The sequence below is a fragment of the Streptomyces sp. NBC_01476 genome (genome assembly GCF_036227265.1).
Taxonomy (GTDB): domain Bacteria; phylum Actinomycetota; class Actinomycetes; order Streptomycetales; family Streptomycetaceae; genus Actinacidiphila.
Genome location: NZ_CP109446.1, coordinates 3,619,702 through 3,644,069 on the forward strand (window position 1 = coordinate 3,619,702; position 24,368 = coordinate 3,644,069).

Below are 24,368 nucleotides of genomic sequence, written 5' to 3' on the forward strand. Positions count from 1 at the left end.
GGCTACGGCTCTTCGGGCGGCGGGAGTTGATCCGGCGCGGCGCCCGCGGTGGGCCCGGGAGCGGCGTCCGGGGCCGGCTCCGGGGCCGACAGGAAGGCCATCAGCCGGCGTACGGACTCCTCCGAGCCGTCGTCCACCGCGACGGACAGCCCGTCCGAGGGGCGGGTGAAGGTGAACCTGGCACCTCCGGAGGAGTTCCGGGCGCGACGCCAATTGGCGTACAGCATGCCGAGGTTGGTGAGGGCCACCGCGTGGGTGAGCACGAGGTCGATGACGGCGACGGCTCCCATCGACCCACCCGAGGTCCGGGAGACTAACCGCATCTCCTCGGGACCGTCCTCGTCCTGCCGCAGCCAGCGGTGGAAATCGGCGATCTCGTCCTGGCCATCGGCACCGACCGCCCGGATCTGCAGCCTCATCCGGCCCCCACCCGTGTCGAGTACGCCGCCCGCGAGGCGGAGTTGTACCGGATCGTGCCACAGGCCGCCGCGGCGGGACGGCGGTTTGCCCACACCCCTCGCATCGGCGGGGACGGGGGGCTCGCCGCCACTGGTTACGGCGGTACAAAGCCGTCGGAAGGGCGCCCCCGAACGGTCACCGGGGACGCCCTTCCGTTCGTACGGGCGGGACTCAGGCCAGCAGCGCCGGGATCGTCTCCTCGTGCGCGGCCCGCACCTCCGCCAGCGGCAGCGTGAACTCGCCCTGGACCTCCACCGCGTCACCGTCGATCACACCGATCCGGGTGGCCGGCAGGCCCCGCGCACCGCACATGTCGGTGAAGCGGAGCTCCTCGGAGCGCGGGACGGCGACGATCGCCCGGCCCGCGGACTCGGAGAAGAGGAAGGTGAAGGCGTCCAGACCGTCCGGCACCACCAGCCGCGCGCCGAGCCCGCCGCGCAGGCAGGACTCGGCGACCGCCTGGAGCAGGCCGCCGTCCGACAGGTCGTGGGCGGCGTCGATCATGCCGTCCCTGGAGGCGGAGATCAGGATCTCGCCGAGCAGCTTCTCCCGGTCCAGGTCCACCGCCGGCGGCAGCCCGCCGAGGTGGTCGTGCACGATCTGGGACCAGACCGAGCCGCCGAACTCCTCACGGGTGTCACCGAGCAGATAGAGCAGCTGGCCCTCGTCCGTGAAGGCCATCGGGGTCCGGCGGGCGACGTCGTCGATCACACCGAGCACGGCGACGACGGGCGTCGGGTGGATCGCCGCCTCACCGGTCTGGTTGTAGAGCGAGACATTGCCGCCGGTGACCGGGGTGCCGAGCGCCAGGCAGCCGTCGGCGAGCCCGCGGATCGCCTCCACGAACTGCCACATGACGTCCGGGTCCTCGGGCGAACCGAAGTTCAGGCAGTCCGAGATCGCCAGCGGCTTCGCCCCGGTGGCGGCGACATTGCGGTACGCCTCGGCCAGCGCGAGCTGTGCCCCGGTGTACGGGTCGAGCTTGGTGTACCGGCCGTTGCCGTCGGTGGCGATGGCCACCCCGAGCCCGGTCTCCTCGTTGACCCGGATCATGCCCGCGTCCTCGGGCTGCGCCAGCACGGTGTTGCCCTGCACGAAGCGGTCGTACTGGTCGGTGACCCACGCCTTCGAGGCCAGATTCGGCGACGACAGCACCGCGAGCGCCTGCGCCCGCAGCTCGGCGGCGCCGGCCGGCCGGGCCAGCCTGCCCGCGTCGTCGGCCTGCAGCGCGTCCTGCCACGACGGGCGGGCGTAGGGGCGCTGGTAGGTCGGCCCCTCGTGTGCCACGGTCCGCGGGTCGACGTCCACGATCATCTCGCCGTGCCAGAAGATCTCCAGCCGGTCCCCGTCGGTGACCTCACCGACGACGGTGGCGATGACGTCCCACTTCTCACAGATCTCCAGGAACCGCTCGACCTTCGCCGGCTCGACGACGGCGCACATCCGCTCCTGCGACTCGCTCATGAGGATCTCCTCGGGCGAGAGCGTGGAGTCGCGCAGCGGTACGTCGTCCAGTGCGACCCGCATGCCGCCGGAGCCGTTGGAGGCCAGTTCGCTCGTCGCGCAGGACAGGCCCGCGGCGCCGAGGTCCTGGATGCCGACGACCAGTTTCTCGGCGAACGCCTCCAGGGTGCACTCAATGAGCAGCTTCTCCTGGAACGGGTCGCCGACCTGGACCGCGGGGCGCTTCGACGGCTTGGTCGCGTCAAAGGTCTCGGAGGCCAGGATCGAGGCGCCGCCGATGCCGTCGCCGCCGGTCCGCGCACCGTAGAGGATGACCTTGTTGCCGGTGCCGGATGCCTTGGCGAGGTGGATGTCCTCGTGCCGCATCACCCCGATGGCGCCCGCGTTGACCAGCGGGTTGCCCTGATAGCAGGCGTCGAAGACCAGCTCGCCGCCGATGTTCGGCAGGCCGAGGCAGTTGCCGTAGCCGCCGATGCCGGCCACCACACCGGGCAGCACCCGCTTGGTGTCGGCGTGGTCGGCCGCGCCCATCCGCAGCGGGTCCACGACCGCGACCGGCCGGGCGCCCATCGCGATGATGTCGCGGACGATGCCGCCGACGCCGGTGGCCGCGCCCTGGTAGGGCTCCACGAAGGAGGGGTGGTTGTGCGACTCGACCTTGAAGGTGACCGCGTAGCCCTGGCCGACGTCGACCACGCCCGCGTTCTCGCCGATGCCGACGAGCATCGCGTCGCTCTGCGGGGCCTTCTCGCCGAACTGCTTGAGGTGCACCTTGCTCGACTTGTACGAGCAGTGCTCGGACCACATCACGGAGTACATCGCCAGCTCGGCGCCGGTCGGCCGGCGGCCCAGGATCTCCCGGACCCGCAGGTACTCGTCCTCCTTGAGGCCGAGCTCCTTCCACGGCTGAGGCGCCTCGGGCGTCTGTTCGGCGTTCTTGACAGTGTCGAGGGTCACGCTCGGTCGCTCCTTCGCGCGATGCGGTTCAGATATCGCAGGCCAAGGCGCTCACTCGCGTCCTCGGCCGTTCCGGCGTCGAGGGTCACGCTCGGTCGCTCCTTCGCGCGATGCGGTTCAGATATCGCAGGCCAAGGCGCTCACTCGCGTCCTCGGCCGTTCCGGCGTCGAGGGTCACGCTCGGTCGCTCCTCACGCGTTGACCAGCTTCTTGAGTACCGAGGTGAAGAAACCCAGGCCGTCGGTGCGGCCGGTGCCGATCAGCGGCTCGACCGCGTGCTCGGGGTGCGGCATCAGGCCGACGACGTTGCCGGCCGCGTTGCTGATGCCGGCGATGTCGCGCAGCGAGCCGTTCGGGTTGCCGTACCCGTCGGCGGCCGGGCCGCCGGTGAGGTAGCGGAAGACGATCCGGCCCTCGGCCTCCAGCTCGTCCAGGGTGCGCTCGTCGGCGGTGTAGCGGCCATCGATGTTCTTCAGCGGGATCGAGATCTCCTGCCCGGCCGCGAAGTCGGCGGTCCAGGCGGTTCCGCTGGATTCCACCCGCAGTTTCTGGTCCCGGCAGACGAAGTGCAGCTCGTTGTTGCGGAGCATGCCGCCCGGCAGCAGATGCGCCTCGGTCAGCACCTGGAACCCGTTGCAGATGCCAAGGACAGGCATTCCGGCGTTGGCCTGGGCGATGATCGTTTCCATGACCGGCGAGAAACGGGAGATGGCCCCGGCCCGCAGATAGTCGCCGTAACTGAACCCGCCCGGCAGAACCACCGCGTCGACCTGCTTGAGGTCCTTGTCGCGGTGCCACAGCGGTACGGCTTCGGCGCCGGCCACCCGCACGGCCCGCTGGGTGTCGCGGTCGTCCAGGGTCCCGGGGAATGTGACGACACCAATGCGTGCAGTCACGACTCCACCTTTACTGTGAAGTCCTCGATCACGGTGTTGGCGAGAAACGTTTCCGCCATCTCCCGAATGCGGGCCAGCGCTGTGTCGTCGACCGGACCGTCGACCTCCAGTTCAAAGCGCTTTCCCTGTCGTACGTCGGAGATCCCGTCGAAGCCCAGCCGCGGCAGTGCGCGCTGCACCGCCTGGCCCTGGGGGTCGAGGATCTCCGGCTTGAGCATGACGTCGACTACGACGCGTGCCACTGGCACTCCCGGTGGTGTGGTGCGTGAGGTTCTCCCAGCCTACCGGGTAGGAAAATCTACGCGGGTAGATATGGCCACCCGCCCCAGCCATCACACCAGGATCACAGGATCACGTTTATGTATCGGCTGACGAAATGCATGGGAAAACAGGGGCCGAAAACATAGGGTCCCCCGTGCGAGAAGGCTTGCGGCGGCCCTGCGATGGGAATTAACTCCGACATCGGGTATCTCCGCTGCCCCTTTTCGTACAGCGCACGTGCCACATCGCACAAAATGAAACGTGTCGAGACCGACCGGTCGGCTCGCCCGCGGCCCGGCGGTAGGGCCCGCGGTGCCCGCCGCGCCCCGCACCGCCGTCGTCGCCCGCGGGCCGATGGCGCAAGAAAGGACCGATCCCTATGGCGCAACGCGTACTGGTCACCCTCGCCGACGACCTGGACGGCGGCGAAGCCGCGGAAACCATCGCATTCGGTGTCGACGGTCAGTGGTACGAGATCGATCTCTCGTCCAAGAACGCGGACCGGTTGCGCAAGGAACTCGCCCCCTACGTGGAGGCCGGCCGCCGGCGCACCCTTTCCGGCCGCGCTTACAAGCGCACCCCCATCGCCCCGACGCCCGCCACCGTGCGCGCCTGGGCCCAGTCCAACGGCTTCGAGGTGCCGGCCCGCGGCCGCATCCCCAAGAAGGTCTACGAAGCCTTCAACAAGGCGAGCTGATCCGCCCGTTGACCGAACGAAGGACCGGCCGGGACACCGGCCGGTCGATTGGACAGCGCCCCCCATCTTTGGGCTAGTGTGGGGACCACGCCGAGGGCAGGGCCGAAAGGCCAGGTCAACGGAGGTCATGCGGGCGTAGCTCAGTAGTAGAGCGCCCCCCTTCCAGGGGGGAGGCGCAGTGTGCAATTCCTGTCGCCCGCTCTGATCGCTCAACCCCGGTCCAGCGGTTTCCGGTGGACCGGGTAGAGTGGTCGAGCCCTGCGGACGTGGCTCAGTTGGTAGAGCATCACCTTGCCAAGGTGAGGGTCGCGAGTTCGAATCTCGTCGTCCGCTCCAGCAGGACAAAGGCCCCGGTCGAACCGACCGGGGCCTTTGTCGTACGAGTCACCGAGTCACCAGGTCACCGGACGCCGCTTCCCGTCCGTCCCCGTCACCCGTACGGCCCCGCTCGTATCCCCGGTGAATCCGTTTCTGCCCTGCCCGGCGGATCGGGTACAGTGTTCGCACGCCCTGCGGACGTGGCTCAGTTGGTAGAGCATCACCTTGCCAAGGTGAGGGTCGCGAGTTCGAATCTCGTCGTCCGCTCCAGCACGACGAAGGCCCCGGTCGAACCGACCGGGGCCTTCGCGCTGTCCGGGATCACCCGAACGGCGGGCTCAGCTCCAGGTATTGCCGGTCAGCCGCTCGTACGCCTCCACGTACCGGGCCCGGGACTGCGCCACGATCTCCTCGGGCAGCGGGGGCGGCGGCTCGTCGCTCGACCGGTCCCAGCCGGAGGCGTCCGAGGTGAGCCAGTCGCGGATGAACTGCTTGTCGAAGGACGGCTGCGGGTGGCCCGGCTCCCACTGGTCGGCCGGCCAGTAGCGGGACGAGTCCGGGGTCAGCACCTCGTCGGCGATGACCAGGTTCTCCTGGTCGTCGTAGCCGAACTCGAACTTGGTGTCGGCCAGGATCAGCCCGCGCTGCCGGGCGATGTCACGGCCCCGGGTGTAGACCGCGAGCGTCGCCTGGCGCAGCTGGGCGGCGGTCTCCACGCCGACCTCGCGGGCCACCTCCTCGTACGTCACGTTCTCGTCGTGCTCGCCGACCGCGGCCTTGGTGGCCGGGGTGAAGACCGGCCCCGGCAGCTCCGAGCCGTCGACCAGGCCCGGCGGCAGCGCGACGCCGCAGACCGTCTGGGACTCGGCGTACTCGGCCAGCCCCGAGCCGGTCAGATAGCCGCGGGCCACGGCCTCCACCGGGATCATCCGCAGCGAGCGGCACACCATGACGCGGCCGGCCCAGTCCGCCGGGGCGCCCTCGGGGACCTCGGTGGAGATCAGGTGGTTCGGCACCAGGTCGGCCAGCAGGTCGAACCACCACAGCGAGAGCTGGGTGAGGATCCGGCCCTTGTCCGGGATCTCGGTGGGCAGCACCCAGTCGAACGCGGAGGTACGGTCACTGGCCACCATCACCAGCTCGCCGGCCGTGTTCTGGTAGAGCTCGCGCACCTTGCCGGTGTGCAGATGCACGAGGCCCGGCACCTGGACGGCTTCGGGTTTGTGGACGAATCCGGGCATGGGGGTCCTCCCGTTCGGTGGTTCGACCACCGATTCTCCCGTACCTCGCCCCCGGCGGCGCGCACGGGTCCGGCCCGCGAGCCCTCACCGCGGGCGTCAGTCGTGCTTGCAGATACGGTCCAGCAGATTGGCGGTGGCACGCTGGATCCGCGGATCGACATGGCCGGGGCGGTCCAGCGCGGGCGACCAGGCGAACGTGCCGGCCGCGAAGACGTACGCGCCGCTGGGCGCCCGGTACAGCGAGGTCTCCTGGTGGCAGCGGCGGCCGTCGGCGGTTTCGTACGGCGAATGGGCCAGCAGGATGCGCTCGGTGGACTCCGGCAGCGGGGTGCGCGGGAAGTAGTGGTCCGCCTCACCCGCCACCAGGCCGGCGATCTCGTCGCCCTCGCCGGCGCCGGTGGCCTCCCACAGCCAGTGCCCGGCGTTCCGCACCACCAGCGGGGAGGGCTGCGGCACCCGGCCGGCGTACTGCACACCGAGCAGCAACTGCTCGGGCTCCCCCATGTCCCGCCAGAGCGCGCTGCGGCCCCTGCTGTCGCCGCGGCGCTTGCGGCAGGTCAGCAGCCGGTCCGGGTCGCCGGCCGCCGAGGGCGCCAGCTCCACCTGCCAGTACATGGTGTTGGCGGAGAGGAAGACCAGCGAGGTGCCGGCCTCCCTGGCCCGCTCGGCGGCGCGGCGCATCGGCACCGACCAGTACTCGTCGTGGCCGGGGAAGACCAGGCCCCGGTACCGGGTCGGGTCCACCCGGCCGGCGTGCAGATCACGGGCGTCGGCGTACGCGAGGTCGTAGCCGTAGCGCTCGGCGAAGCGGACGAAGTCGTAGGCGTGGCCGATGTGCAGCGGCAGTCCCGCGCCGGCGTAGGGGCGGTCGAAGGAGACCGTGGTGGCCGCCTCCCGCTCGCCGAGCAGCCGGCCCTCGCCGTCCCAGGCGTGGTAGAGGCTGGCGCCGGTCCTGCCGTCCTCGGGGTAGAGGTTGTACGCCTGCCAGGTGACGTCCGGCAGCAGCAGGAGCAGGTCGGCCTGGTGAGCGTCGGCGTCCCTGACGGTGAACGGGATGTGGCTGCGGTAGCCGTCGGCGGTGGTCAGCACGGCCACATAGGCGCCGGTCTTCCAGTACGGCGGGACCTGGAGCCGCCAGGACTGCCACCAGTGGTGGCAGGAAACCGTCCTGCCCGCGGTGAGCGGAGCGGGCTGCACGATCCCGGACAGACGCGGGCTCGCGGTGACCTGTGCGGCGCCGTCACCGCCGTAGTGACCGATCCGGTAGACGTCCACGGTGAACTCCTGCGGGGGGTCCACGGTGATCCGGAAGTCGATGGCGCCGCCGGGGGAAACGGAGCTCTCGGTGGCGAAACCTTTGATCTGGCGGCGTACGTCGTCGGCGGTCCGCGGGCCCGGCAAGTGGGGGCGGCGCGGGGCCTTTCCGCTGCTCACGGCCAGGTCGACGTACCACGGGACGACCTGGCCCTCGTCGTCCAGATACTGCGACTCGCCCCGCAGCCAGGGCAGTGGTCCCTGGCCGAACGGGTCCGAGACGCCGTGTGCGAGTGCGCCCGACTCCCAACGCCGAATCTGCCCCACGCCTATCCCCGCCCTCTTCCTCCGCACCCGCCCCGCCCCCTGGAACCGCGGTGCAACAATGCGGATTCCTGCGACCAGCACATCACAGAAAGCGGTGTGGTGGTTACGGTTCGTGGCGCTTTTTTTCTGCGCGGGGTGGTTTGGGGTGCCCTTTCAGCCATGGCCCTCCGGGGGGTTGCGGGGGTGGGGGGTGCCCCTTTCGGCCGGTGGGCGGGTGGCGGTGGCGTCGTGGCTTGTCGCGCAGTTCCTCGCGCCCCTGACGGGGGCCGGTCGTCGCCATACGTCCGACGGTGGTGGGTTGCTCGCGTAGTTCCTCGCGCCCCTTGAGGTCCTGCCCCGTCCGGTGGGTGGCTCAGTGACGGTCGGGTCGTGGCTTGTCAGGCGACGCGGACTACCTTGTCGGGGCGGATGCCGATCGCGGTGAGCCAGGCGCGGAGGGGGGCGGGGTCGCCGTTTTCGACGAGGCGGAGGACGGGGGAGGCGAGGTCGGTGCGGCGGGCGCCGGCCACCAGGAGGGTGGGGCCGTCGAGCCAGTCGAGGCCCGCCGCGGCGCCGGCCGAGTCGATCGCGGCGCAGCAGACAAGAGCGGTGACATGGTCGGTGAGCAGCTCGCGGCCGGTGCGCGGCGGCAGCAGCGGGCACACCGTGAAGTCCTCCTCCGCCACCGGCCTCACCCCCGCTTCCGCCTCCGCGCTGAGCCGTGCGGCCAGCTCCTCGCCGCCGCCGCCCGCCAGCCGGTCGATGACCCGCCCGAGGGTCGCGCCCTCGGTGGCGCCCGGCTCCTCCTCCGTCCGCCGCCCGACGAGCACGCGTCCGCGCACCGGCGCCGGCCGTACCTCGTCCAGCAGCCGTAGCAGGCGGCCGGCCTCGGTCCGCCAGATGCCGCCGACGACCTCGTCCGGGTAGCGGGCCCAGCTCACCGGCGCCCAGCCGGGTCCTGGCCTGGGCGGGGCACCGTGGAAGATCCGGGCCGCCAGCAGGGAGACGGCCTCGTCCATCAGGCCGGGCTCCTCCAGCAGATCGCACGCGGGGCGTTCGCCCAGCCGGGACTCGAAGCCGTCCGCGAGCCGGTCCCGCCGGGAGAGCTCGGTGAGCGCGGCGACCACGCCCGCGTCCAGCCGCGACGGCCAGCGGCCCATCCGCCAGGCGGGCAGCGCGACCCGGGTGAGCAGCCGGTCCCAGCCCGCGTAGGCGAGCCCGACCTGCTCCTGGGCGACGGTCCGCATGCCGTAGTCGACCGCCAGCGCGCGCTCGGAGGCGGATGCGGCGACCCCGCGCTCCATCTCGGCGGCGTGTATCCGGCAGCCGTGCAGCAGCAGCCGCACCACCCCGCCGAGAGCGGCGAACACCGGACGCAGCGGCACCGGGCCGCGGGCGCCGTCGGCCGCCACCCCGGCGGCCGCGTCGAGCCCGCGGACGAAGCGGCGGGCGGCGGATATCTCGGGGACGGCGGCCGGCGCGGTGCCGGCCACCACCGGGGCGAGCAGCGCCCGCAGTTCGGCCACCCGCATCCACCACAGGAACGGCGAGCCCACCACCAGCACCGGCGCGGGGCGGGCCGCACCGCGGGTCCTGGCGGCCGGACGGCGCTCCTCCAGCCAGCTGTCGCAGTCCGGGGTCAGCTCTATCGCCGCGGGGGCGGGCACGTCCAGGCGCTCCGCCAGCTCTCTGACCAGCCGGTAGAAATCGGGGGCGGACTTCTCAGCGACCGGGACCGCGGGGCTCACCGCGGGCCTGGCCCGTACGATCACCGCCGCCACCGCGGCGGACAGCGCCAGCACGGCCAGCGCCACGCCCGTCACCGCCCAGCGGGCCGCGTCCCAGCCGGGGCCGAGCCGGCCGGTGAGGCGGCCCATGTGCAGCACCACCGCGGCGGCGGCAGGCAGCAGCGCTGCGGACAGTGCGGTCGAGCGGACCCGCAGCACCGCCAGTGCGCGGGCTCGCGCAACGCCCTCACCTGCTTCTCCGGCCATCGGCGGCTCACCCCCAGCGCTAGCGGTGGGCCGCCCTCACGACGGCCTCTCCCCACTGTCGCACCGCCCACCGACATCGCAATGCCGTACGGCTGATTGCCGCAATGTCCCGCGGTGCGCCTTCCGGGCACCATAGTTGGGCTCCGCCGAGGAGTCAGCCATATGGGCTAGGCATCACTCCTTGGAGTGGCTTTGGGGAGAGAACGGCGGCGTTGGGCCGGGTTGTAGGGGGACGCATCCGGGGACGCGCACCGGCCGTGGCCCGGCGCCGGCCCTCACCGGCGCCTTCACGGTTGCCTTCACCGGTGCCGGCCTGCACCCGTGCCGCCGGTGCCTCGTCCCCGCTGCCTACCGCGCTGCCGCTGCCGCCTCGTCCGCCGCCTTCGCCGCGATGTCGGTGCGGTGGTGGGCGCCGTCCAGGGCGATCCGGTCCACCGCCCGGTAGGCGCGGTCGCGGGCCTTGGCCAGGTCGGAGCCGGTGGCGGTGACCGACAGCACCCGGCCGCCCGCCGAGACGATCCGGCCGTCCGGCTCCAGGCGGGTGCCGGCGTGCAGGACGTAGGCGTGCTCGTCCTTCTCGGCGACATCGGCCAGGCCGGTGATCGCGTCACCGGTGCGGGGGGTGTCGGGGTAGTTGTACGAGGCGATGACCACGGTCACCGCCGCTCCGTCGCTCCAGCGCAGTGGCGGGAAAGGAGCGAGCTGCCCGGTGGCGGCGGCCCGCAGCAGCCCGGCGAGCGGGGTGCGCAGCCGGGCCAGCACCACCTGGGTCTCCGGGTCGCCGAAGCGCGCGTTGAACTCGATCACCCGCACCCCGCGGGAGGTGATGGCCAGGCCCGCGTAGAGCAGCCCGGCGAAGGGCGTGCCGCGGCGCCGCAGTTCGTCCACGGTCGGCTGGAGCACGGTCCGCTCGACCTCGGCGACCAGCTCGGGATCCGCCCACGGCAGCGGCGAATAGGCGCCCATTCCACCGGTGTTGGGGCCCTCGTCGCCGTCCAGCGCCCGCTTGAAGTCCTGCGCGGGCTGCAGCGGTACGACCGTCTCGCCGTCGGTCACCGCGAAGAGCGACACCTCGGGCCCGTCGAGGAACTCCTCGATGACGACCCGGTCGCAGGCCAGCGCGTGCGCCCGGGCGGCGGCGAGATCACCGGTGACGACGACGCCCTTGCCGGCCGCGAGCCCGTCGTCCTTGACGACATAGGGCGCCCCGAAGGCGTCCAGCGCGCGGTCGACCTCCTCGGCGGTGGTGCAGACGTACGACCTGGCGGTGGGCACGCCCGCGGTCGCCATCACGTCCTTCGCGAAGGCCTTGGAGCCCTCCAGCGCGGCGGCCTCCCGGCTCGGGCCGAAGCAGTCGATGCCGCGGGCCCGTACCGCGTCGGCGACCCCCGCGACCAGCGGCGCCTCGGGCCCCACGATCACGAAGTCCGCGCCGAGGGAGACGGCGAGCTCGGCGACGGCCGCGCCGTCCAGGACGTCGACCGGATGCAGCTCGGCCACGTCCGCGATGCCGGCGTTGCCGGGAGCGCAGTGCAGCGAGGTGACCTCGGGGTCGAGGGACAGGGAGCGGCACAGGGCGTGTTCGCGGGCGCCGCCGCCGATGACAAGGACCTTCACGGGCACCAGGGTAGTGGGCGCGGGGTGGAGCGCTCCGGTGCGGGCGGGCGGGGCCGCGCTCACTCTTTTGAGCGACCGCGGCTACGGTCTATACCTGATCACGCTGCCCATACGGGCGGTAATCCTTCGATCTGCCATCCGCGCTCAGCCGTTCGGCGGTAAGAAGGGAACTTCGCACCGGGCGGGTGCGCAGTCGACGAAGGTCGTGCGAGGAGTGTGGAGTGAGCCAGCCGGACATGTTTCCCGAGGAGGCACCTCGGGAGGAGCCTCAGCGGCGGGCGCTGCACCACCAGCACGAGGATCTGCGGGCGCTGCCGTTCCCGCTGGGTGACTGGGGTGAGCCGGCCGAGCGGCTGGAGGAGCTGTACCACTGGGCGGAGACGGGCGCGCTGCAGACCACCGACTGGTATCTGGCGGACCGGGTCCGCAAGCGGCGCGGCGCGCGGGCGCTGCGGATCGCCGCGTCGGTGCTGGCCGCGGCGGGCGCCGCGCTCCCGCTGGTCCAGCTCACCGGCGCGGCCGACTCCGTCGCGGTCTGGGGTTTCCCGGCGCTGCTGGGCGCGGGTGTCTGCGTCTGCTTCGACCGGGTGCTGGGGCTGACCGCGGGCTGGATGCGGGACGTCGCCACCGCCCAGGCGGTCCAGCGGCGCCTGGAGGACCTGCGGTTCGACTGGGCCTCGGAGAGTGTCCGCGAGGTCCTGGGCCCCACCGAGGGCACCGCCGCCGAGGCCGCGGAGCGCTGCCTGGTGATCCTGCGGCGCTTCTGCGACGACATCGCGGACCTGGTCCGGATGGAGACCGCCGACTGGATGGTGGACTTCGGCGGCGGCGCGGCGGGCGGCCCCTTGCGCACCCAGTCCACCGCGTGGTGGCCGAGCCGCACGGACCCGGGAGCGCCCCCGCGCCTGCCGCACCCGGGCACCCGCCCGAACATGCCCCGCCAAAGGCCCCCGGAGGGCCCGAGGTAGGAGCAGTTCAGCGCCGGCGGGCTGCCAGCGCGTCCGCCGCCCTGCGGCGGGAGGGTGACATCACGTCGACAGGGGAGCCGGCGCCCTGGCCCGGGTGGTCGCCCCAGGTCCAGATCTTCCGCGCCACCCCGGTCAGCAGCGGACTGCCCGGCGGGACGTCCAGGTAGAAGAGGGACTCGTCGACCGTGCGGTCGTCGCCGCCCCAGCGGACGACGCCTTCGAGTTCGGCCAGGATGTCCCTGATCACCATCACCTGCAGGGGGTAAAAGCCGCCCTTGGCACCGGGGGGGTAATGGTCCGGGCGTATCCGGACGGCTGTGCCGGATGCCTGGTTGGACTCGGAACGGCTCGCGCGGACGGCCGAGGGCGAGCGCCAGCCGACGACGTCGCCGCTGCGGAGCGTGTCGATCTCGTAGTGGAAGCGGCGTACGACATGGACGAGGACGGTCTCGGTGTCCCCCATCCGTACCGCGACGCCGGCCAACGGCACGCCCGGTACCGGGCGGGTGAAGACGGACCCGCCGGCGTCCGCGGCCCGCTCCGTCGGCCAGCCGTTGCGGGACACCTGGCCCGTCATGACGCGCTTCTGGCGGGTCTTGGCCCTGCGCAGCGCATCCCGCAGGTGCGGCGGGACCCGGTAACTCCCCTTCCGATAGGCCGGGTTGACGAGCACCCGGGATGCCGGGCCGGGAGCGGCCAGCGCCCGCGGGATGGGGAGTGAAGCGGCGAGGGCGGCGCCGGTGATGACAGCGGACCGGCTGAGGAGACTACGGCGTGACATGGGGGACCGGTTCATCGATTCTCCGTCTCTGGGCTGATGACGTGCCGTGGCCGGCGACGTGGCACTGGGGTTGCGGGGGAATGGAGACCCTTCAGAGATTGCGGACGATGCCGTTGTACTTCTCGAAGATCTGGTAGAGAGCCATCCGCTTCGTCGCGTGCTCCTCTGCCTCCGTCCCGAACCCCTGGTAGCGGCGCAGCACTTCGAAGATCTCGGATTCGGTGTAGTCGAGACGCATGGTCCGCAGCACGGTCTCGCCGCCAGGCGGGTTGTTGCCGCCGGGCTTGCCGCCGGCGTCCCACAGGTGGATCTGCGACACGGTCTTCAGCGCGAACACGTTGTCCTGGTTCAGCGCCTGCCACATCGTCCAGATGTCGTCGTCGCTGGCCGGGTCGAGCGTGGTGCCGGTCGAATACCCGTGCTCGTAGCAGTAGTTCCAGGCACGGATGCCGACCTCGCCGCTGATCTGGGCGATGCCCGTGGACGAGTCCCGGATGGGGGTCACGCCGCCGCCGATGCCGGTGTGGTAGTACGCCACGGCAGCGTCCACAGCCTGGTCGACGAGGTCGTAGTGCCGCATCTCCCAGTAGGCGGAAGTCTGGATCAGGGCCTTGCGCATATTGAACAGATTCGACAGCAAGGTGATGGCGTCGTCCGCTTCAAGGATCGTCCCGAAGCACTCGGTGTGCGAGTAGATCTTGCTGCCGCCGTCGTCGGGGAAGCCGATCGACCGCATGTACGTGCCGATGTCGTCGTGCAGCGCGTTCAGGAAGCCGCCGTCGAAGGGGACATCGGGGAGCACGGCCCGCGGGGGGTTGAACGAGTTCTGTCCGAGGTCGCGGCCGGAGGTGATGTTGTTGTCGATCTCGATCTGCCCGCTGCCGGAGCCGACGGTACGGGTGACGATCTGGTCGTACGCCCAGTTGGTGGGGAGCGGGTAACCGTAGTTGCCGGAGAAGCCGGATGACATGTCGGACACGAAGCTCGCGGAGGCGTGCCCTGCTTCGGAGACCCGGGTGCAGACGTTGCGCGCGCCGTACACCCCTATCTGGTACGGGTTCCCGGAGATCGCCATGGCGTCCTCGATGCCCTTGAAGTGGGGCAGGACGTTGTTGGTGACGTCGTCGTCGAGCGCGTCGAAGTCGACGGAGAAGAAGATCCGGGTGCCGTTCTTGAAGCCGAGGTCGACCGCCGCGTTGACGGCGGCGAAGCCGGCCGCGTTGCCCGCCGGGTAGTTGAAGCCGGACGCGTCCCGGCCGTAGGTCTGGTAGATCGGGAAGCAGCGCAGGCCCTCGGCGGCGATGGTCTGCAGTTCCCCCGGCTGGATCGCCTTCTCCGGCAGCGAGGTGGCGCTGGGGTTGGTCAGGTAGCGGCCTACATAGGTGATGCCCGCCGCCTTCAGCGCCGCCGCGCGCGCCGCGGTGATCTTCGTGACGCCGTCGCACGCCGCACCCTGGCGTGACTGGTCGCCGTAGGAGACCAGCAGCGACGCCCAGGTCTGGAAGTCGCCGTTCCCGGTGGCGGGGAGGCCCACGAACGACTGGAAGGTGCTGACCGCGGAGGTCAGTGCGCTGCCGTAGGTGCTGGAGAAGGCGACCGGGCGCTGGTTGAGCAGCATCGCGCCGGAGAACAGCGAGACCCAGGTGCCCGTCGATCCCGGGGACACCGTGTGCGAGTGCAGCCCGGACTGGGTGCCGGGGCCGAACACGCCGTTGGCCACTCCATCGGCCATGCCCAGCTCGTACTGGATCGCGAAGAGCATCGACTTCGCGACGTCCCGCGAGTTGTGGCCGTCGCAGGGGATGACGAAGAAGTCCTGCCGCGTGACGTACCGGCCGTTGAGCCACTGCTGCACGCTCCGGGTCGCCTCCGAACCGGAGTTGACGGTGACGTAGGCGTCCATGTTCAGCAGACCCTTGAACACCTTCGGTGTCAGGTCGGCGCCGGGGTAGGTGCCCGCCACGCCCATGTCCGCCTTGAGCTCGGTCATCGCGGACTGGACGCGGTCGTTGTACGTGCCGTCGATCTCACCGCCGTCGTAGCCCTTGCAGTACATCGCGGACTGGATGATGCGGCAGAAGTTGGCGGACGGCACGGTGGAGGCGTTCAGCACCGGGTACTTCGTCGTCAGAACCGAGAGCGTGGTGGGGCCGAAACTGTTCGAAAGAGCCGAGATGCCCAGCTCGTACTGCAGGGCGCGGGTGAGGGCGTACATCGTGTTCCACCCGGTCTGCCCGTTCTCCTCCACCGTCATTCCGATCAGCGTCCCGTAGGTGGAGTTCACGAACCGCTGCGCGCGCCTGACCAGTTCATCAGCCATGAATATCCATTTCTCGCGATGGAGCACACGACAATGCCGGCCGGCCCGAATGGGGACCGGCCCGGATAATCCGTGGAGTGGAATGCTGGAGTCCGCATACATTGAGGGACGCCGCCTCTCACCGCCCGCCCTTCACACCCCCTGCAGGCACTCCCCACGGCCCGGATGAATCTATACCGAACGCAAAGTACCCGGCAAGGTTTTTCCAGTTCCCGGCCACCTCTCGGCCAGCCTCCACCCCTGATGGCGAGGCATGTTCGTCACCTTTTATACGTATATAGCAATCCCATGGAACCGCCATATCCGTTGCGAAAACGGAAATTGTCCCGATGGCAGTACGACGGTCACCTCAGGCGCACAGCGCGGAGGTCCTTCCCGACAGAACGGCGGATTCCGAAACCGGAATTACGCCCTCCATAATCTGCCGCACCCGGCGATTGATTGACGTCACATCAGTCGCTGTGGACAGTCCCGACGGCCGACGGGTATACATGCCAATGGCTCCGGTCGGTACTTCCGCATGAAGCCGTTGTCCGAAGCTTCATTGCCGTGTTGACGCGGAACCATTCATTCCGAAGACAGCGGAACGGAAAAGCATGAAGCTGAAGAAGTCCCTGATGGTGACCGCCCTCGCGTGCGCGTTCGGTCTCGGCGTCGTCAGCCCCGCGCACGCCGGCACCGGGCTGGAGAACCAGGAAAGCCCCGAGGCCTGCCAGAAGACGCAGGCGGCCTCGACCTTCAAGTTTGCGATCTACTACAACTCGAACTACGGCGGGGCCTACCGCAACATCGGCTACAGCGTCTACGACTTCGCCGACGAGCGGATCGGCGGCGCCCCCCAGGGAGGCCTGCAGCCCCTTCTCTTCTGCCACGGCGGCGCCGGCAACCTGCAGGGCATCAAGAACAACGCCGCGTCGGCCAAGAACAAGCACCCCACCTACTACTCCGTCGTCTACTACAACTCCGGCTACAAGGGCGACTCCGACTGGATCGCACCCAACAGCGGGTGGAGCCAGCTCGCCGGCACCTACAACGAGAACGCCTCGTTCGCCTGGCAGTCCCTCTGAGCATCCCCGGGTGCAAGGGGCGGCCCAGCCGCGTCCGCGCCACATGTCCCGCGCCGGGTTCCCTCGCGGGGACGCGGCGCGGGACGCCGGCGCGGCGGCCGCCCCCGCCTGTCGTCACGGCCGGTGGGCCGGGTTCTGGGAGAGAAGAACACACGTGGACACCTCGTCATGGAAACCAGCCGTCGCAGCGCTCTGCGCGGCCTTGACCCTCACCCTCGCCGCCGGCTGCTCGGACCGGTCGTCGCCCGCGCACTCCGGTCCGGCCGGGCTCGTCCCGCAGCCGGTCCTGCCGTACGACGCCGGCGATCCGGCCACCTGGACGCTTCCCATCCAGGGCTACCTGCCGTCGGACACCGAGAAGGCGCAGATCTCCCAGGCGCAGAAGCAGCTCATCGCGGACTGCATGAAGGGCTTCGGATTCACCTGGTCGCCCGCCCCCGACCTGCCGAGAATAGGCGGCAAGACCCTCGTGGACTGGCGGTACGGCATCCACGACCTGGCACTGGCGAAGGAGCGCGGCTACAAACCCGAGGCAGCCGAACAGGCCGCCTACGACGAGGCGATGCACGCCGGCGCGGCTCTCGAGGACCCCGGAAGCACGGCTTCCCAGGTCCTGTCGGGTGAGGGCGTCACCGACGAGATCGGCGGCAGGGCCGTGCCGGCGGGCGGCTGCGCGGGAGCGGCGGACCGGCGGATCGACGCCCGGTCCGTCGAGATGCGCACCGCCCAGACGATCAGCAGGACCACCTTCGCCACCTCGCAGCAGGACCCCCGCGTCGTCAAGGCCTTCGCGGCCTGGTCCGCCTGTATGAAGTCCCACGGCTACAGCTACGCGGCACCCCTCGACGCCAGCGACGACCCGCGGTTCTCATCGGCGGAGGTCACGGAACTGGAGCGGGCCACGGCCACCGCCGACATCGGGTGCCGCCGGGCAACCGGCGTGGCGAAGATCTGGTTCGACGCGGAGACGGCCCTCCAGGTCAAGGCGATCGACGACAACGCCGGGCAACTGGACCAGGAGCACCGCGACCTGGACGCGGCGATCCGCGAGGCGGCCCGGATCGTGGCGGGTTCGCGGTGACGCGGCCACTGGACACCGAGGAGCGCCCGCCCGGCACCGCGGACGGTCACCCGCGCACCGCCCAGGGCGCACCGGTACGACGGCGCCGCGCCCTGCTCGCCCTGGTCGCCGGATGCCTGGTGTTCACCGGAGCGGGCATGGGGGCCGGGCTGCTCATCAAGTCCCCCGCGCAGGCCGCCGCCGAGACAGCGCCGCCGAGCCCCGACGTACTGACCGCCCCGGTGACCCGGAAGGTGCTCGCGCAGTCCGTGCTGACCCGAGGGACCGTCAGCGCCTCGCGGCACATCGACATCACCGGCGGCCAGGCCGGCGGTGCGGGGCGGAGCATCGTCACCGCGGTGAAGGTGCGACCCGGGCAGGCGCTGCGGCCCGGACAGGTGCTGGTGGAGATCTCCGGACGGCCGGTCTTCGTCCTGCGGGGAGACATCCCGTCCTACGAGGACCTGACCCCGGGTCTGCGCGGGAACGATGTCGCCCAGTTGCAGCGGGCCCTGGCGTCCCTGGGGTACGGAACGGGGTCCGACGCTCCCGGGGTGTACGGCGCAGGCACCGGGCGGGCGGTGGCACGGTTCTACGCGGCCATCGGCTACACACCGGCCGGTTCGGCGCGGACCGACTCCGGGGCAGCGGGATCCGAGCCGGCCGGGTCCGGGTCCGGGTCCGGGTCGGGGTCCGGGTCAGCGGAACAGCCGGGGCCGTCGGTCCCCTGGTCCGAAGTGGTCTACCTGCCTGCCGGCGCGGCGCGGGTCGACATCGTGGCGGCGCAGGTGGGAGCGGAGGCGACGGACACCCTGATGTCGGTCGACTCCGGGCCGCTCACGGTCGCCGGGACCGTGACACCGGACGAGAAGGGCCTGGTCCGTCCCGGGCAGCAGGTCCGGATCTCCTCCGAGACCACCGGGTACGACACGACCGGCGTGGTCGCCTCGGTCGCCACCGCACCTGGCAAGGCGGGGGCGGGCGGCGACGCCGCCGCGGACGACGGAACGTACGCGATCCGGGTCACTCCCTCCCGGCAGCTTCCCGCCGGCCTCGTCGGCCAGGACGTCCGGCTGACCATCGTGGCCGCCTCCTCGGGCAAGGCGGTGCCGGCCGTACCGTCCGCCGCACTCTCGGCCGGGGCGGACGGACGCACGACCGTCACCGTACGCAGCGGGAACCGCGAGCGGCAGGTGGCGGTACGCGTCGGGATGACCGGCGACGGCTACGTCCAGGTGACTCCGCTGAGCGCGGGAGGGCTCCGACCCGGCGATCAGGTGGTGCTGGGCACCGACGCACCCACGGCCCCGGGCCGGTCATGACGGGCATCGGCGGGCCGGCCCCCTCCCCTGTCACGAGCCGCACCCCGCGGGCCGACGAGCCCGTGATCGCCTTCCACGCGGTGGGCCTCACCTACCCCGGGCCGCCCGCGGTCGCCGCGCTGCGGCCGTGCGATCTACGCGTCCACCGGGGAGAGTTCGTCACCGTGGTGGGCCCCTCCGGCTCCGGCAAGTCGACCCTGCTGAACGTCCTGGGCCTCCTCGACGCCCCGACGCAGGGCAGGTACCTCCTCGACGGGATCGACACCGGTGCGGTGGGCGACGCACAGCGTGCGGCGCTGCGCGGCAGGCGGATCGGCTTCGTCTTCCAGTCCTTCCATCTGCTGCCCCACCGCAGCGCCCAGGAGAACGTCGAGTTGGCCATGGTCTATCAGCGCCTTCCCCGCCGCGAGCGCCGGGACCGGGCAGCGTCCGTGCTGGGCCGGGTGGGGCTGGCGCACCGGCTCGGCTCCCCGCCCGCACAGTTGTCCGGCGGCGAGCGGCAGCGCGTCGCCATCGCCCGTGCCCTGGTGTCCCGCCCGTCCCTGCTGCTGTGCGACGAGCCGACCGGCAATCTCGACTCGGACACGGCCGCATCCGTCCTCGGCGTACTGCGCGGCCTGCACGCCGACGGGATGACTCTCCTCGTCATCACCCACGACGCCCATGTGGCGGCGCAGGGCAGCCGCACGCTCGCCCTCCACGACGGGGTGCTGCGCGAGCGGGCTGCCGGCCAGGTGACCGGGTGAGAGCGCGGCGCGCCGCCCGGCGCAACGGCCAGGACGCCATGGGGCGTTCGGTTCTCTCCCCGCGTGACCTCGTGGCCGAGGCCACGGCCGGGGTCGTCCAGCGTCCGGCCCGGTCGGCGCTCACCGCCCTGGGCACCGTGCTCGGCGTGGGCGCGTTCATCGCCGTCCTCGGGCTCACGGGGACGGCGGCCGCTCAGATCGGTGCCCGCTTCGACCGGCTCAAGGCGACGGAGGTCACCGTCGAGGACACCGGGGGCCAGGACGCCGCCGACGTGGCCCTGTCGTTCACCTCCGACGCGGACGCGAGGGTGGACCGGCTGAACGGGGTCCGCGCCGCCGGGGTGTTCTGGCGTGTCCGGCTCGGAGCGGATCAACCGGTGCGCTCGGTGCCGCTCGGGGCGGGCGGCGGCACCGACGCACAGACCCAGGTGATCGCCGCCTCCCCCGGCCTGCTGGCCGCCGCCGAGCCGCGGTTCTCGCAGGGGCGGGCTTATGACGCCTTCCATGAGCGTTACCGCCAGCAGGTCGCCGTGCTCGGCCGGACCACGGCCGAGCGCCTGGGCATCACCACTGTGCGGACGCACCCGGCGGTGTTCGTCGGCAGCCTGCCGTTCACCGTGATCGGCATCGTCGACGACGTGGTGCGCAAGCCGGAACTGCTGATGTCGGTCCTGGTGCCGCGGGCCACCGCCGAGCACCTGTGGGGTCCCCCGGCGGACACCCGGGCGCAGATGCTGATCGCCACGGAACTCGGCGCGGCCCCGCAGGTCGCCCAGGAGGCGGCCGTCGCGCTGCGCCCGGAACATCCGCGGTACTTCGCCGTCGTCCCGCCCCCCGACCCCCGGGCGCTGCGGGCGGCCGTGGACGGTGACCTCGGCCGGCTGTTCCTTCTGCTGGCCGCGATCTGCCTGGTCATCGGGGCGGTGGGCATCGCCAACACCACGCTCGTCGCGGTGCTGGAACGCACCGGTGAGATCGGTCTGCGCCGCGCGCTGGGGGCCCGTGGCCGGCACGTCACCGCCCAGTTCCTCGCCGAATCGACAGCCCTGGGGCTGGTCGGCGGGCTGGCCGGCACCTCGGTCGGCACGGTGACCGTGGTCGCCGTCTCCGCTGTACGGGACTGGACCCCGGTCGTCGATCCTCTCACCGTCGCCGCCGCCCCGGCGCTCGGCCTGGCCAGCGGCCTGCTGGCCGGTCTCTACCCCGCCTGGCGTGCTTCCCTGATCACCCCGGCCGAAGCGCTCCGCAGATGACCCGCCCGGTCACCACCGGGGCCACGGCCCGAAGGGGCACCGGCAACGCACGACGGGTACGACATCGCCGCATCACACCACCGGCACCCCGGGAAGACGTGTCCGCTTCAGCTGAAGACGATCATCGACCCCTGGCCCAGGGACCGGGTCGCGGCCGCGTGGAGGCCGAGCCAGACGTGGTGTTCGCGGGCGAACGGGCTGCCCGAGAGCGCTGAGGGCGGCAGCAGCGCGGGCTCTTCGAGGGTGGTGTGGCGGTCCGGCGGGGCCGGAGGCGCCGGCGGGTTCGCCGGGTCGATCCCGATCGAGGGGGCGACGAACTCCAGCTCGCGCAGGAGTCCGTGGCTGGAGCCGAGCGGGCCGCCGCTCTCCAGGAGTTCGTCGTTGACGACCGGGTGCGGGAAGTCGAGCGGGACGTACGCGCCCGCGTGGTCGTAGTGCCACACCAGGTGCGAGTGCTGGGCGGTCGCCTCGAACATCTCCAGCAGTTGCTCGTAGTCGCTGCCCAGCGCGTCGACCGGGGTGACTTCGAGGCCCTGGAGGGTGAGCAGATAGGCGCGGCGCAGGAAGTGCAGCGCGTCGTAGTCGAAGCAGGCGACCGGGCCGACGTCACCGGACAGGCCGGGCATATAGCTGTAGACGGGGACCGGCGGCTGCCCCGCGTCGCTCAACGCCTTGTCGTAACGGGCCAGTTCCTCGGAGAACGGGTTTTCCGGGCTGTGGCAGAGCACGTCCACGAGCGGGACCAGCCACAAGTCGCAGGCCACGAACACTCCATCCGGTCGGGGGCGTACAGCGTAATTCGCCCGCGGTCGTCGCGTCAGGAGCGTGCGGGAGCGAGCTTGTCGATCAGGGCACGCAGGTGCGCGTTGTACTCCAGGGTCAGCCGGCGGGCCGCCTCGGTGTCGCGGTCGGCGACCGCCTCCACCAACTCCACATGGCCGGACCAGCAGACCCCGGCCAGGTCCCGCAGTCCCCGCAGGTGCGGGACGGCGTAGATCCAGGTCTGGATCCGCACCCGGTCGAGGAACTCGCTGATGTGCGGGTTTCCGCCGATCGCGGTCAGCTCCCGCCAGAACCGCAGGTCGCAGCCGATCAGGACGTCCAGTACGCCGGCCCGGGCGGCACGGGCGGCGGCTTCTGCGCGGCGCCGGACGGAGGCTATGGCGTCGGCGGGCAGATCACCCATGCCGTGCTCGGCCATGTCGCGGAAGGCCGCCTCGACGATGAAGACGCGCGCCTCGATCAGCGACCGGAAGTCGCCCGCGGTGAAGCGGCGCACCTGGAAGCCGCGGTGCTGCTCGACCTCCAGCAGCCCCTGGGCCGCCAGGTCCACCAGGGCCTCACGGACCGGGGTGGCCGAGACGCCGTAGGTCTCCGCGATCTCCTTGACGGTGAAGTGCCGGCCGGCCTGCATCCGGCCGGTGAGCACCTCGTCCCGGAGCGCGTCGGCGATCTGCTGGCGCAGGCTGCTGCGGCGCACCTGCGCTCCGCCGACGTGCGGCATGCCGTCTCCTCGTGGCCGGTCGGCGTCCGTACGCGTGTCGTACATACGTCTGGCCCTCGCACACGATAGGCGAATGCCGTACGTATATGCGCGGCTGTACGCGGTTATGGGCATCCGGCAGCGGCCACACCTGACCACCGGCGTCGATACGCCTATTCTTCGCGGTACGAGTTCGCCCCGGGAGCGGGCGCTGGCAGGGGGCGGAGCACGCGATGGACGAGCTGAGAGCGGACGACCCGCGGTGGATCGGCGCGTACCGTCTGCTCGGCCGGCTGGGCAGCGGCAGCATGGGCCGGGTCTACCTCGCCCGCTCCGCCCGCGGCCGTACCGTCGCGGTGAAGCTGGTGCGCGCGGAGCTGGCCGAGCAGGACGAGTTCCGCGGGCGCTTCCGGCGCGAGGTGCTGGCTGCCCGGCGGGTCGGCGGGACCTGGACGGCGCCGGTGCTGGACGCCGACACCGAGGCCGAGGTGCCCTGGGTCGCCACCGGTTACGTGGCCGGGTCGTCGCTGCAGCAGATCGTCGCGCACGGGTACGGGCCGCTGCCGGAACGCTCGGTGCGGATGCTGGCCTCGGGGCTCGCCCACGCGCTGGCCGACATCCACGCGGCGGGGCTGGTCCACCGTGACCTCAAGCCGTCCAATGTGATGATCACCATAGATGGTCCCAAGGTCATCGACTTCGGCATCGCCCGCGCCCTGGAGACCGTCGCGGACGGCGCCCTCACCCACACCGGCGCCATGGTCGGCTCCCCCGCCTTCATGTCGCCCGAGCAGGTCCGCGGCGACCGGGTCACCCCGGCGTGCGACATCTTCTGCCTCGGTTCCGTACTGGCGTACGCGGCCACCGGGCTGCAGCCCTTCGGTGCGGCGGCCAGCGGGGTGCACGCGCAGATGTTCCGCATCGTGCAGGAGCCGCCGGACCTCGACGCCGTGCCGGAGGGGCTGCGGGAGCTGGTGACGGCGTGCCTGGCCAAGGCGCCGGAAGCGCGGCCCTCGCTCGACGAGGTGCAGGGGATGCTGGGCGCGGACGGGAAAGCGGGCAGGCAAGCGGGCGCGGGAACGGCAAGGCTCACGGAGGCGGACGACGAGCCGTGGCTGCCGGGGGCGATCGTGGCCGAGCTGGGGCGCGAGGTGGTGCGGCTGCTGGAGCTGGAGGCGGCGGAGACCGGATCGCTGCCGGCGGTGCCCGCGCCGTCCCCGATGCCGGGCCCGGACGTCGACCCCCACGGCGCCGCCGACGACGCCGACGACGGCGCCGACACCGACGACGACAGCGGCCCGGCGGGGGCGGCGGTATGGCGGCGCGGGACGCTGGTGGCGGTGCTGGCGCTGCTCGTGGTGATCGCCGGCGGAGCGACGGCGTACATCGCGGTCCGCGAGGGCGGGGACGACAGCGCGGAGCCGCGGCCGGCGCCCACCGGCATCCAGGTGGACGCGGCGAACGGCGATCTGCCGGCCGGCATGGTCGGGACGTGGCGCACCACGATCACCGACGACAAGGGGGCCCAGGCCACCAGGAAGCTGGACATCCACCGGGACGGATCGGTGGAGCTGCGGGCCGTTGGGAACGGCTACCAGTGCGCGTGGCGGATGCGGGTCGAGTCGGCCGGCCCGCCGGTGCGGCTCAGCGCCTCGGAACTCGTCAGCGGCCCGGCCACGTCCTGCACTTCGGGCGAGGCGACCACGCTGACCCTGCTCGACCCGACCCATCTGCGGCGGGCCACCGTGAGCGGGGACCTCGCCGGGCTGACCTACCGGAAGTCCTGAGCCCGGTAAGCCCCGCCCACCCATGGCAGGCGGGGCTTACCCGGTTGCCCAGCGTCCTGAGGCGCTCGGCGAAACGCTTCCCCGCAGGTGCGGGGGCCCACACGGGAGCTCAGCGGG

At 71.7% G+C, this 24,368-nt stretch carries 20 protein-coding genes and 3 tRNA genes; 11 read left to right on the plus strand and 12 right to left on the minus strand.

From position 1 onward, the window contains the following. Positions 1-2 precede the first annotated feature (2 nt). From OG552_RS15825 to purS, 4 genes are all read right to left on the minus strand, one after another. Positions 3-419, minus strand: coding sequence for an effector-associated constant component EACC1 (locus OG552_RS15825; protein WP_329133404.1), 417 nt, complete (start codon positions 417-419; stop codon positions 3-5). 211 nt (positions 420-630) lie between these two features. Next, positions 631-2,880, minus strand: a complete 2,250-nt coding sequence (purL, locus tag OG552_RS15830) for a phosphoribosylformylglycinamidine synthase subunit PurL (protein ID WP_329133406.1) — start codon at positions 2,878-2,880, stop codon at positions 631-633. 191 nt (positions 2,881-3,071) lie between these two features. Next, positions 3,072-3,776, minus strand: coding sequence for a phosphoribosylformylglycinamidine synthase subunit PurQ (purQ, locus tag OG552_RS15835; RefSeq protein WP_329133408.1), 705 nt, complete (start codon positions 3,774-3,776; stop codon positions 3,072-3,074). Beyond that, positions 3,773-4,024 (minus strand): phosphoribosylformylglycinamidine synthase subunit PurS, encoded by a 252-nt coding sequence (gene purS, locus OG552_RS15840; protein WP_329133410.1) that lies wholly within the window; start codon positions 4,022-4,024, stop codon positions 3,773-3,775. The genes purQ and purS overlap by 4 nt, the downstream gene beginning before the upstream one ends. Before the next feature lie 392 nt (positions 4,025-4,416). Between purS and OG552_RS15845 the strand changes: the two genes are divergently transcribed. From OG552_RS15845 to OG552_RS15860, 4 genes are all read left to right on the plus strand, one after another. Then, entirely contained in the window at positions 4,417-4,734 is a 318-nt protein-coding gene (locus tag OG552_RS15845) for a histone-like nucleoid-structuring protein Lsr2 (protein WP_329133412.1), read from the plus strand. A gap of 129 nt (positions 4,735-4,863) precedes the next feature. Then, positions 4,864-4,935, plus strand: a tRNA-Gly gene (locus OG552_RS15850). Between the two features lie 59 nt (positions 4,936-4,994). Beyond that, a tRNA-Gly gene (locus tag OG552_RS15855) sits at positions 4,995-5,070 on the plus strand. Positions 5,071-5,246: 176 nt separating this feature from the next. Then, positions 5,247-5,322, plus strand: a tRNA-Gly gene (locus OG552_RS15860). 68 nt (positions 5,323-5,390) lie between these two features. Here the strand turns inward: OG552_RS15860 and OG552_RS15865 are convergent. The 4 genes from OG552_RS15865 to purD all read right to left on the minus strand — a co-directional run bounded on the left by OG552_RS15865 (position 5,391) and on the right by purD (position 11,464). Next, on the minus strand, positions 5,391-6,293 hold the full coding sequence (locus OG552_RS15865; protein ID WP_329133414.1) for a phosphoribosylaminoimidazolesuccinocarboxamide synthase: 903 nt from the start codon (positions 6,291-6,293) through the stop codon (positions 5,391-5,393). 96 nt (positions 6,294-6,389) lie between these two features. Further along, positions 6,390-7,880, minus strand: a complete 1,491-nt coding sequence (locus OG552_RS15870) for a N,N-dimethylformamidase beta subunit family domain-containing protein (RefSeq protein ID WP_329140848.1) — start codon at positions 7,878-7,880, stop codon at positions 6,390-6,392. 371 nt (positions 7,881-8,251) lie between these two features. Then, positions 8,252-9,847 (minus strand): hypothetical protein, encoded by a 1,596-nt coding sequence (locus tag OG552_RS15875; protein ID WP_329133415.1) that lies wholly within the window; start codon positions 9,845-9,847, stop codon positions 8,252-8,254. Between the two features lie 348 nt (positions 9,848-10,195). Then, on the minus strand, positions 10,196-11,464 hold the full coding sequence (gene purD, locus OG552_RS15880) for a phosphoribosylamine--glycine ligase (RefSeq protein ID WP_329133417.1): 1,269 nt from the start codon (positions 11,462-11,464) through the stop codon (positions 10,196-10,198). 236 nt (positions 11,465-11,700) lie between these two features. Between purD and OG552_RS15885 the strand changes: the two genes are divergently transcribed. Beyond that, positions 11,701-12,432: an SLATT domain-containing protein gene (locus OG552_RS15885; RefSeq protein ID WP_443071167.1), complete on the plus strand. Its 732-nt coding sequence runs from the start codon at positions 11,701-11,703 to the stop codon at positions 12,430-12,432. Positions 12,433-12,439: 7 nt separating this feature from the next. Here the strand turns inward: OG552_RS15885 and OG552_RS15890 are convergent, their stop codons facing one another. Both OG552_RS15890 and OG552_RS15895 read right to left on the minus strand, forming a co-directional pair. After that, entirely contained in the window at positions 12,440-13,213 is a 774-nt protein-coding gene (locus OG552_RS15890; RefSeq protein WP_329133420.1) for a hypothetical protein, read from the minus strand. 91 nt (positions 13,214-13,304) lie between these two features. Then, positions 13,305-15,533: a glycoside hydrolase domain-containing protein gene (locus OG552_RS15895; protein ID WP_329133422.1), complete on the minus strand. Its 2,229-nt coding sequence runs from the start codon at positions 15,531-15,533 to the stop codon at positions 13,305-13,307. Positions 15,534-16,129: 596 nt separating this feature from the next. Here OG552_RS15895 and OG552_RS15900 point away from each other — a divergent pair. The 5 genes from OG552_RS15900 to OG552_RS15920 all read left to right on the plus strand — a co-directional run bounded on the left by OG552_RS15900 (position 16,130) and on the right by OG552_RS15920 (position 20,981). Beyond that, a complete protein-coding gene (locus OG552_RS15900) occupies positions 16,130-16,600 on the plus strand; it encodes a hypothetical protein (RefSeq protein WP_329133424.1) in 471 nt (156 codons plus the stop codon). A 154-nt stretch (positions 16,601-16,754) separates the two neighbouring features. Beyond that, positions 16,755-17,681 (plus strand): hypothetical protein, encoded by a 927-nt coding sequence (locus OG552_RS15905; protein ID WP_329133426.1) that lies wholly within the window; start codon positions 16,755-16,757, stop codon positions 17,679-17,681. After that, entirely contained in the window at positions 17,678-18,982 is a 1,305-nt protein-coding gene (locus OG552_RS15910; protein WP_329133428.1) for a peptidoglycan-binding protein, read from the plus strand. Before OG552_RS15905 ends, OG552_RS15910 begins: the two co-directional genes overlap by 4 nt. Beyond that, complete coding sequence (locus OG552_RS15915; RefSeq protein ID WP_329133430.1) at positions 18,979-19,728, plus strand: ABC transporter ATP-binding protein; 750 nt, start codon at positions 18,979-18,981, stop codon at positions 19,726-19,728. The genes OG552_RS15910 and OG552_RS15915 overlap by 4 nt, the downstream gene beginning before the upstream one ends. 38 nt (positions 19,729-19,766) lie before the next feature. Further along, positions 19,767-20,981, plus strand: coding sequence for an ABC transporter permease (locus OG552_RS15920; protein ID WP_329140850.1), 1,215 nt, complete (start codon positions 19,767-19,769; stop codon positions 20,979-20,981). 107 nt (positions 20,982-21,088) lie between these two features. On the opposite strand, the gene OG552_RS15925 is transcribed toward OG552_RS15920, so the two are convergent. Both OG552_RS15925 and OG552_RS15930 read right to left on the minus strand, forming a co-directional pair. After that, positions 21,089-21,745 carry a hypothetical protein gene (locus OG552_RS15925; protein ID WP_329133432.1) on the minus strand — a complete coding sequence of 219 codons (657 nt, stop codon included), beginning with the start codon at positions 21,743-21,745 and terminating at the stop codon, positions 21,089-21,091. A gap of 53 nt (positions 21,746-21,798) precedes the next feature. Then, entirely contained in the window at positions 21,799-22,485 is a 687-nt protein-coding gene (locus OG552_RS15930) for a GntR family transcriptional regulator (protein ID WP_329133435.1), read from the minus strand. A gap of 212 nt (positions 22,486-22,697) precedes the next feature. Here OG552_RS15930 and OG552_RS15935 point away from each other — a divergent pair, with 212 nt between their 5' ends. Then, complete coding sequence (locus OG552_RS15935; RefSeq protein WP_329133437.1) at positions 22,698-24,251, plus strand: serine/threonine-protein kinase; 1,554 nt, start codon at positions 22,698-22,700, stop codon at positions 24,249-24,251. Positions 24,252-24,368: the final 117 nt, after the last annotated feature.

Bases quoted from the DNA above. Each gene is read 5' to 3' on its own strand.
- OG552_RS15825 (WP_329133404.1), bottom strand. From the start codon at position 419: ATGAGGCTGCAGATCCGGGCGGTCGGTGCCGATGGCCAGGACGAGATC.
- OG552_RS15845 (WP_329133412.1), top strand. From the start codon at position 4,417: ATGGCGCAACGCGTACTGGTCACCCTCGCCGACGACCTGGACGGCGGC.
- OG552_RS15865 (WP_329133414.1), bottom strand. From the start codon at position 6,293: ATGCCCGGATTCGTCCACAAACCCGAAGCCGTCCAGGTGCCGGGCCTC.
- OG552_RS15875 (WP_329133415.1), bottom strand. From the start codon at position 9,847: ATGGCCGGAGAAGCAGGTGAGGGCGTTGCGCGAGCCCGCGCACTGGCG.
- OG552_RS15885 (WP_443071167.1), top strand. From the start codon at position 11,701: ATGTTTCCCGAGGAGGCACCTCGGGAGGAGCCTCAGCGGCGGGCGCTG.
- OG552_RS15890 (WP_329133420.1), bottom strand. From the start codon at position 13,213: ATGTCACGCCGTAGTCTCCTCAGCCGGTCCGCTGTCATCACCGGCGCC.
- OG552_RS15895 (WP_329133422.1), bottom strand. From the start codon at position 15,533: ATGGCTGATGAACTGGTCAGGCGCGCGCAGCGGTTCGTGAACTCCACC.
- OG552_RS15900 (WP_329133424.1), top strand. From the start codon at position 16,130: ATGAAGCTGAAGAAGTCCCTGATGGTGACCGCCCTCGCGTGCGCGTTC.
- OG552_RS15915 (WP_329133430.1), top strand. From the start codon at position 18,979: ATGACGGGCATCGGCGGGCCGGCCCCCTCCCCTGTCACGAGCCGCACC.
- OG552_RS15920 (WP_329140850.1), top strand. From the start codon at position 19,767: ATGGGGCGTTCGGTTCTCTCCCCGCGTGACCTCGTGGCCGAGGCCACG.
- OG552_RS15930 (WP_329133435.1), bottom strand. From the start codon at position 22,485: ATGCCGCACGTCGGCGGAGCGCAGGTGCGCCGCAGCAGCCTGCGCCAG.
- OG552_RS15935 (WP_329133437.1), top strand. From the start codon at position 22,698: ATGGACGAGCTGAGAGCGGACGACCCGCGGTGGATCGGCGCGTACCGT.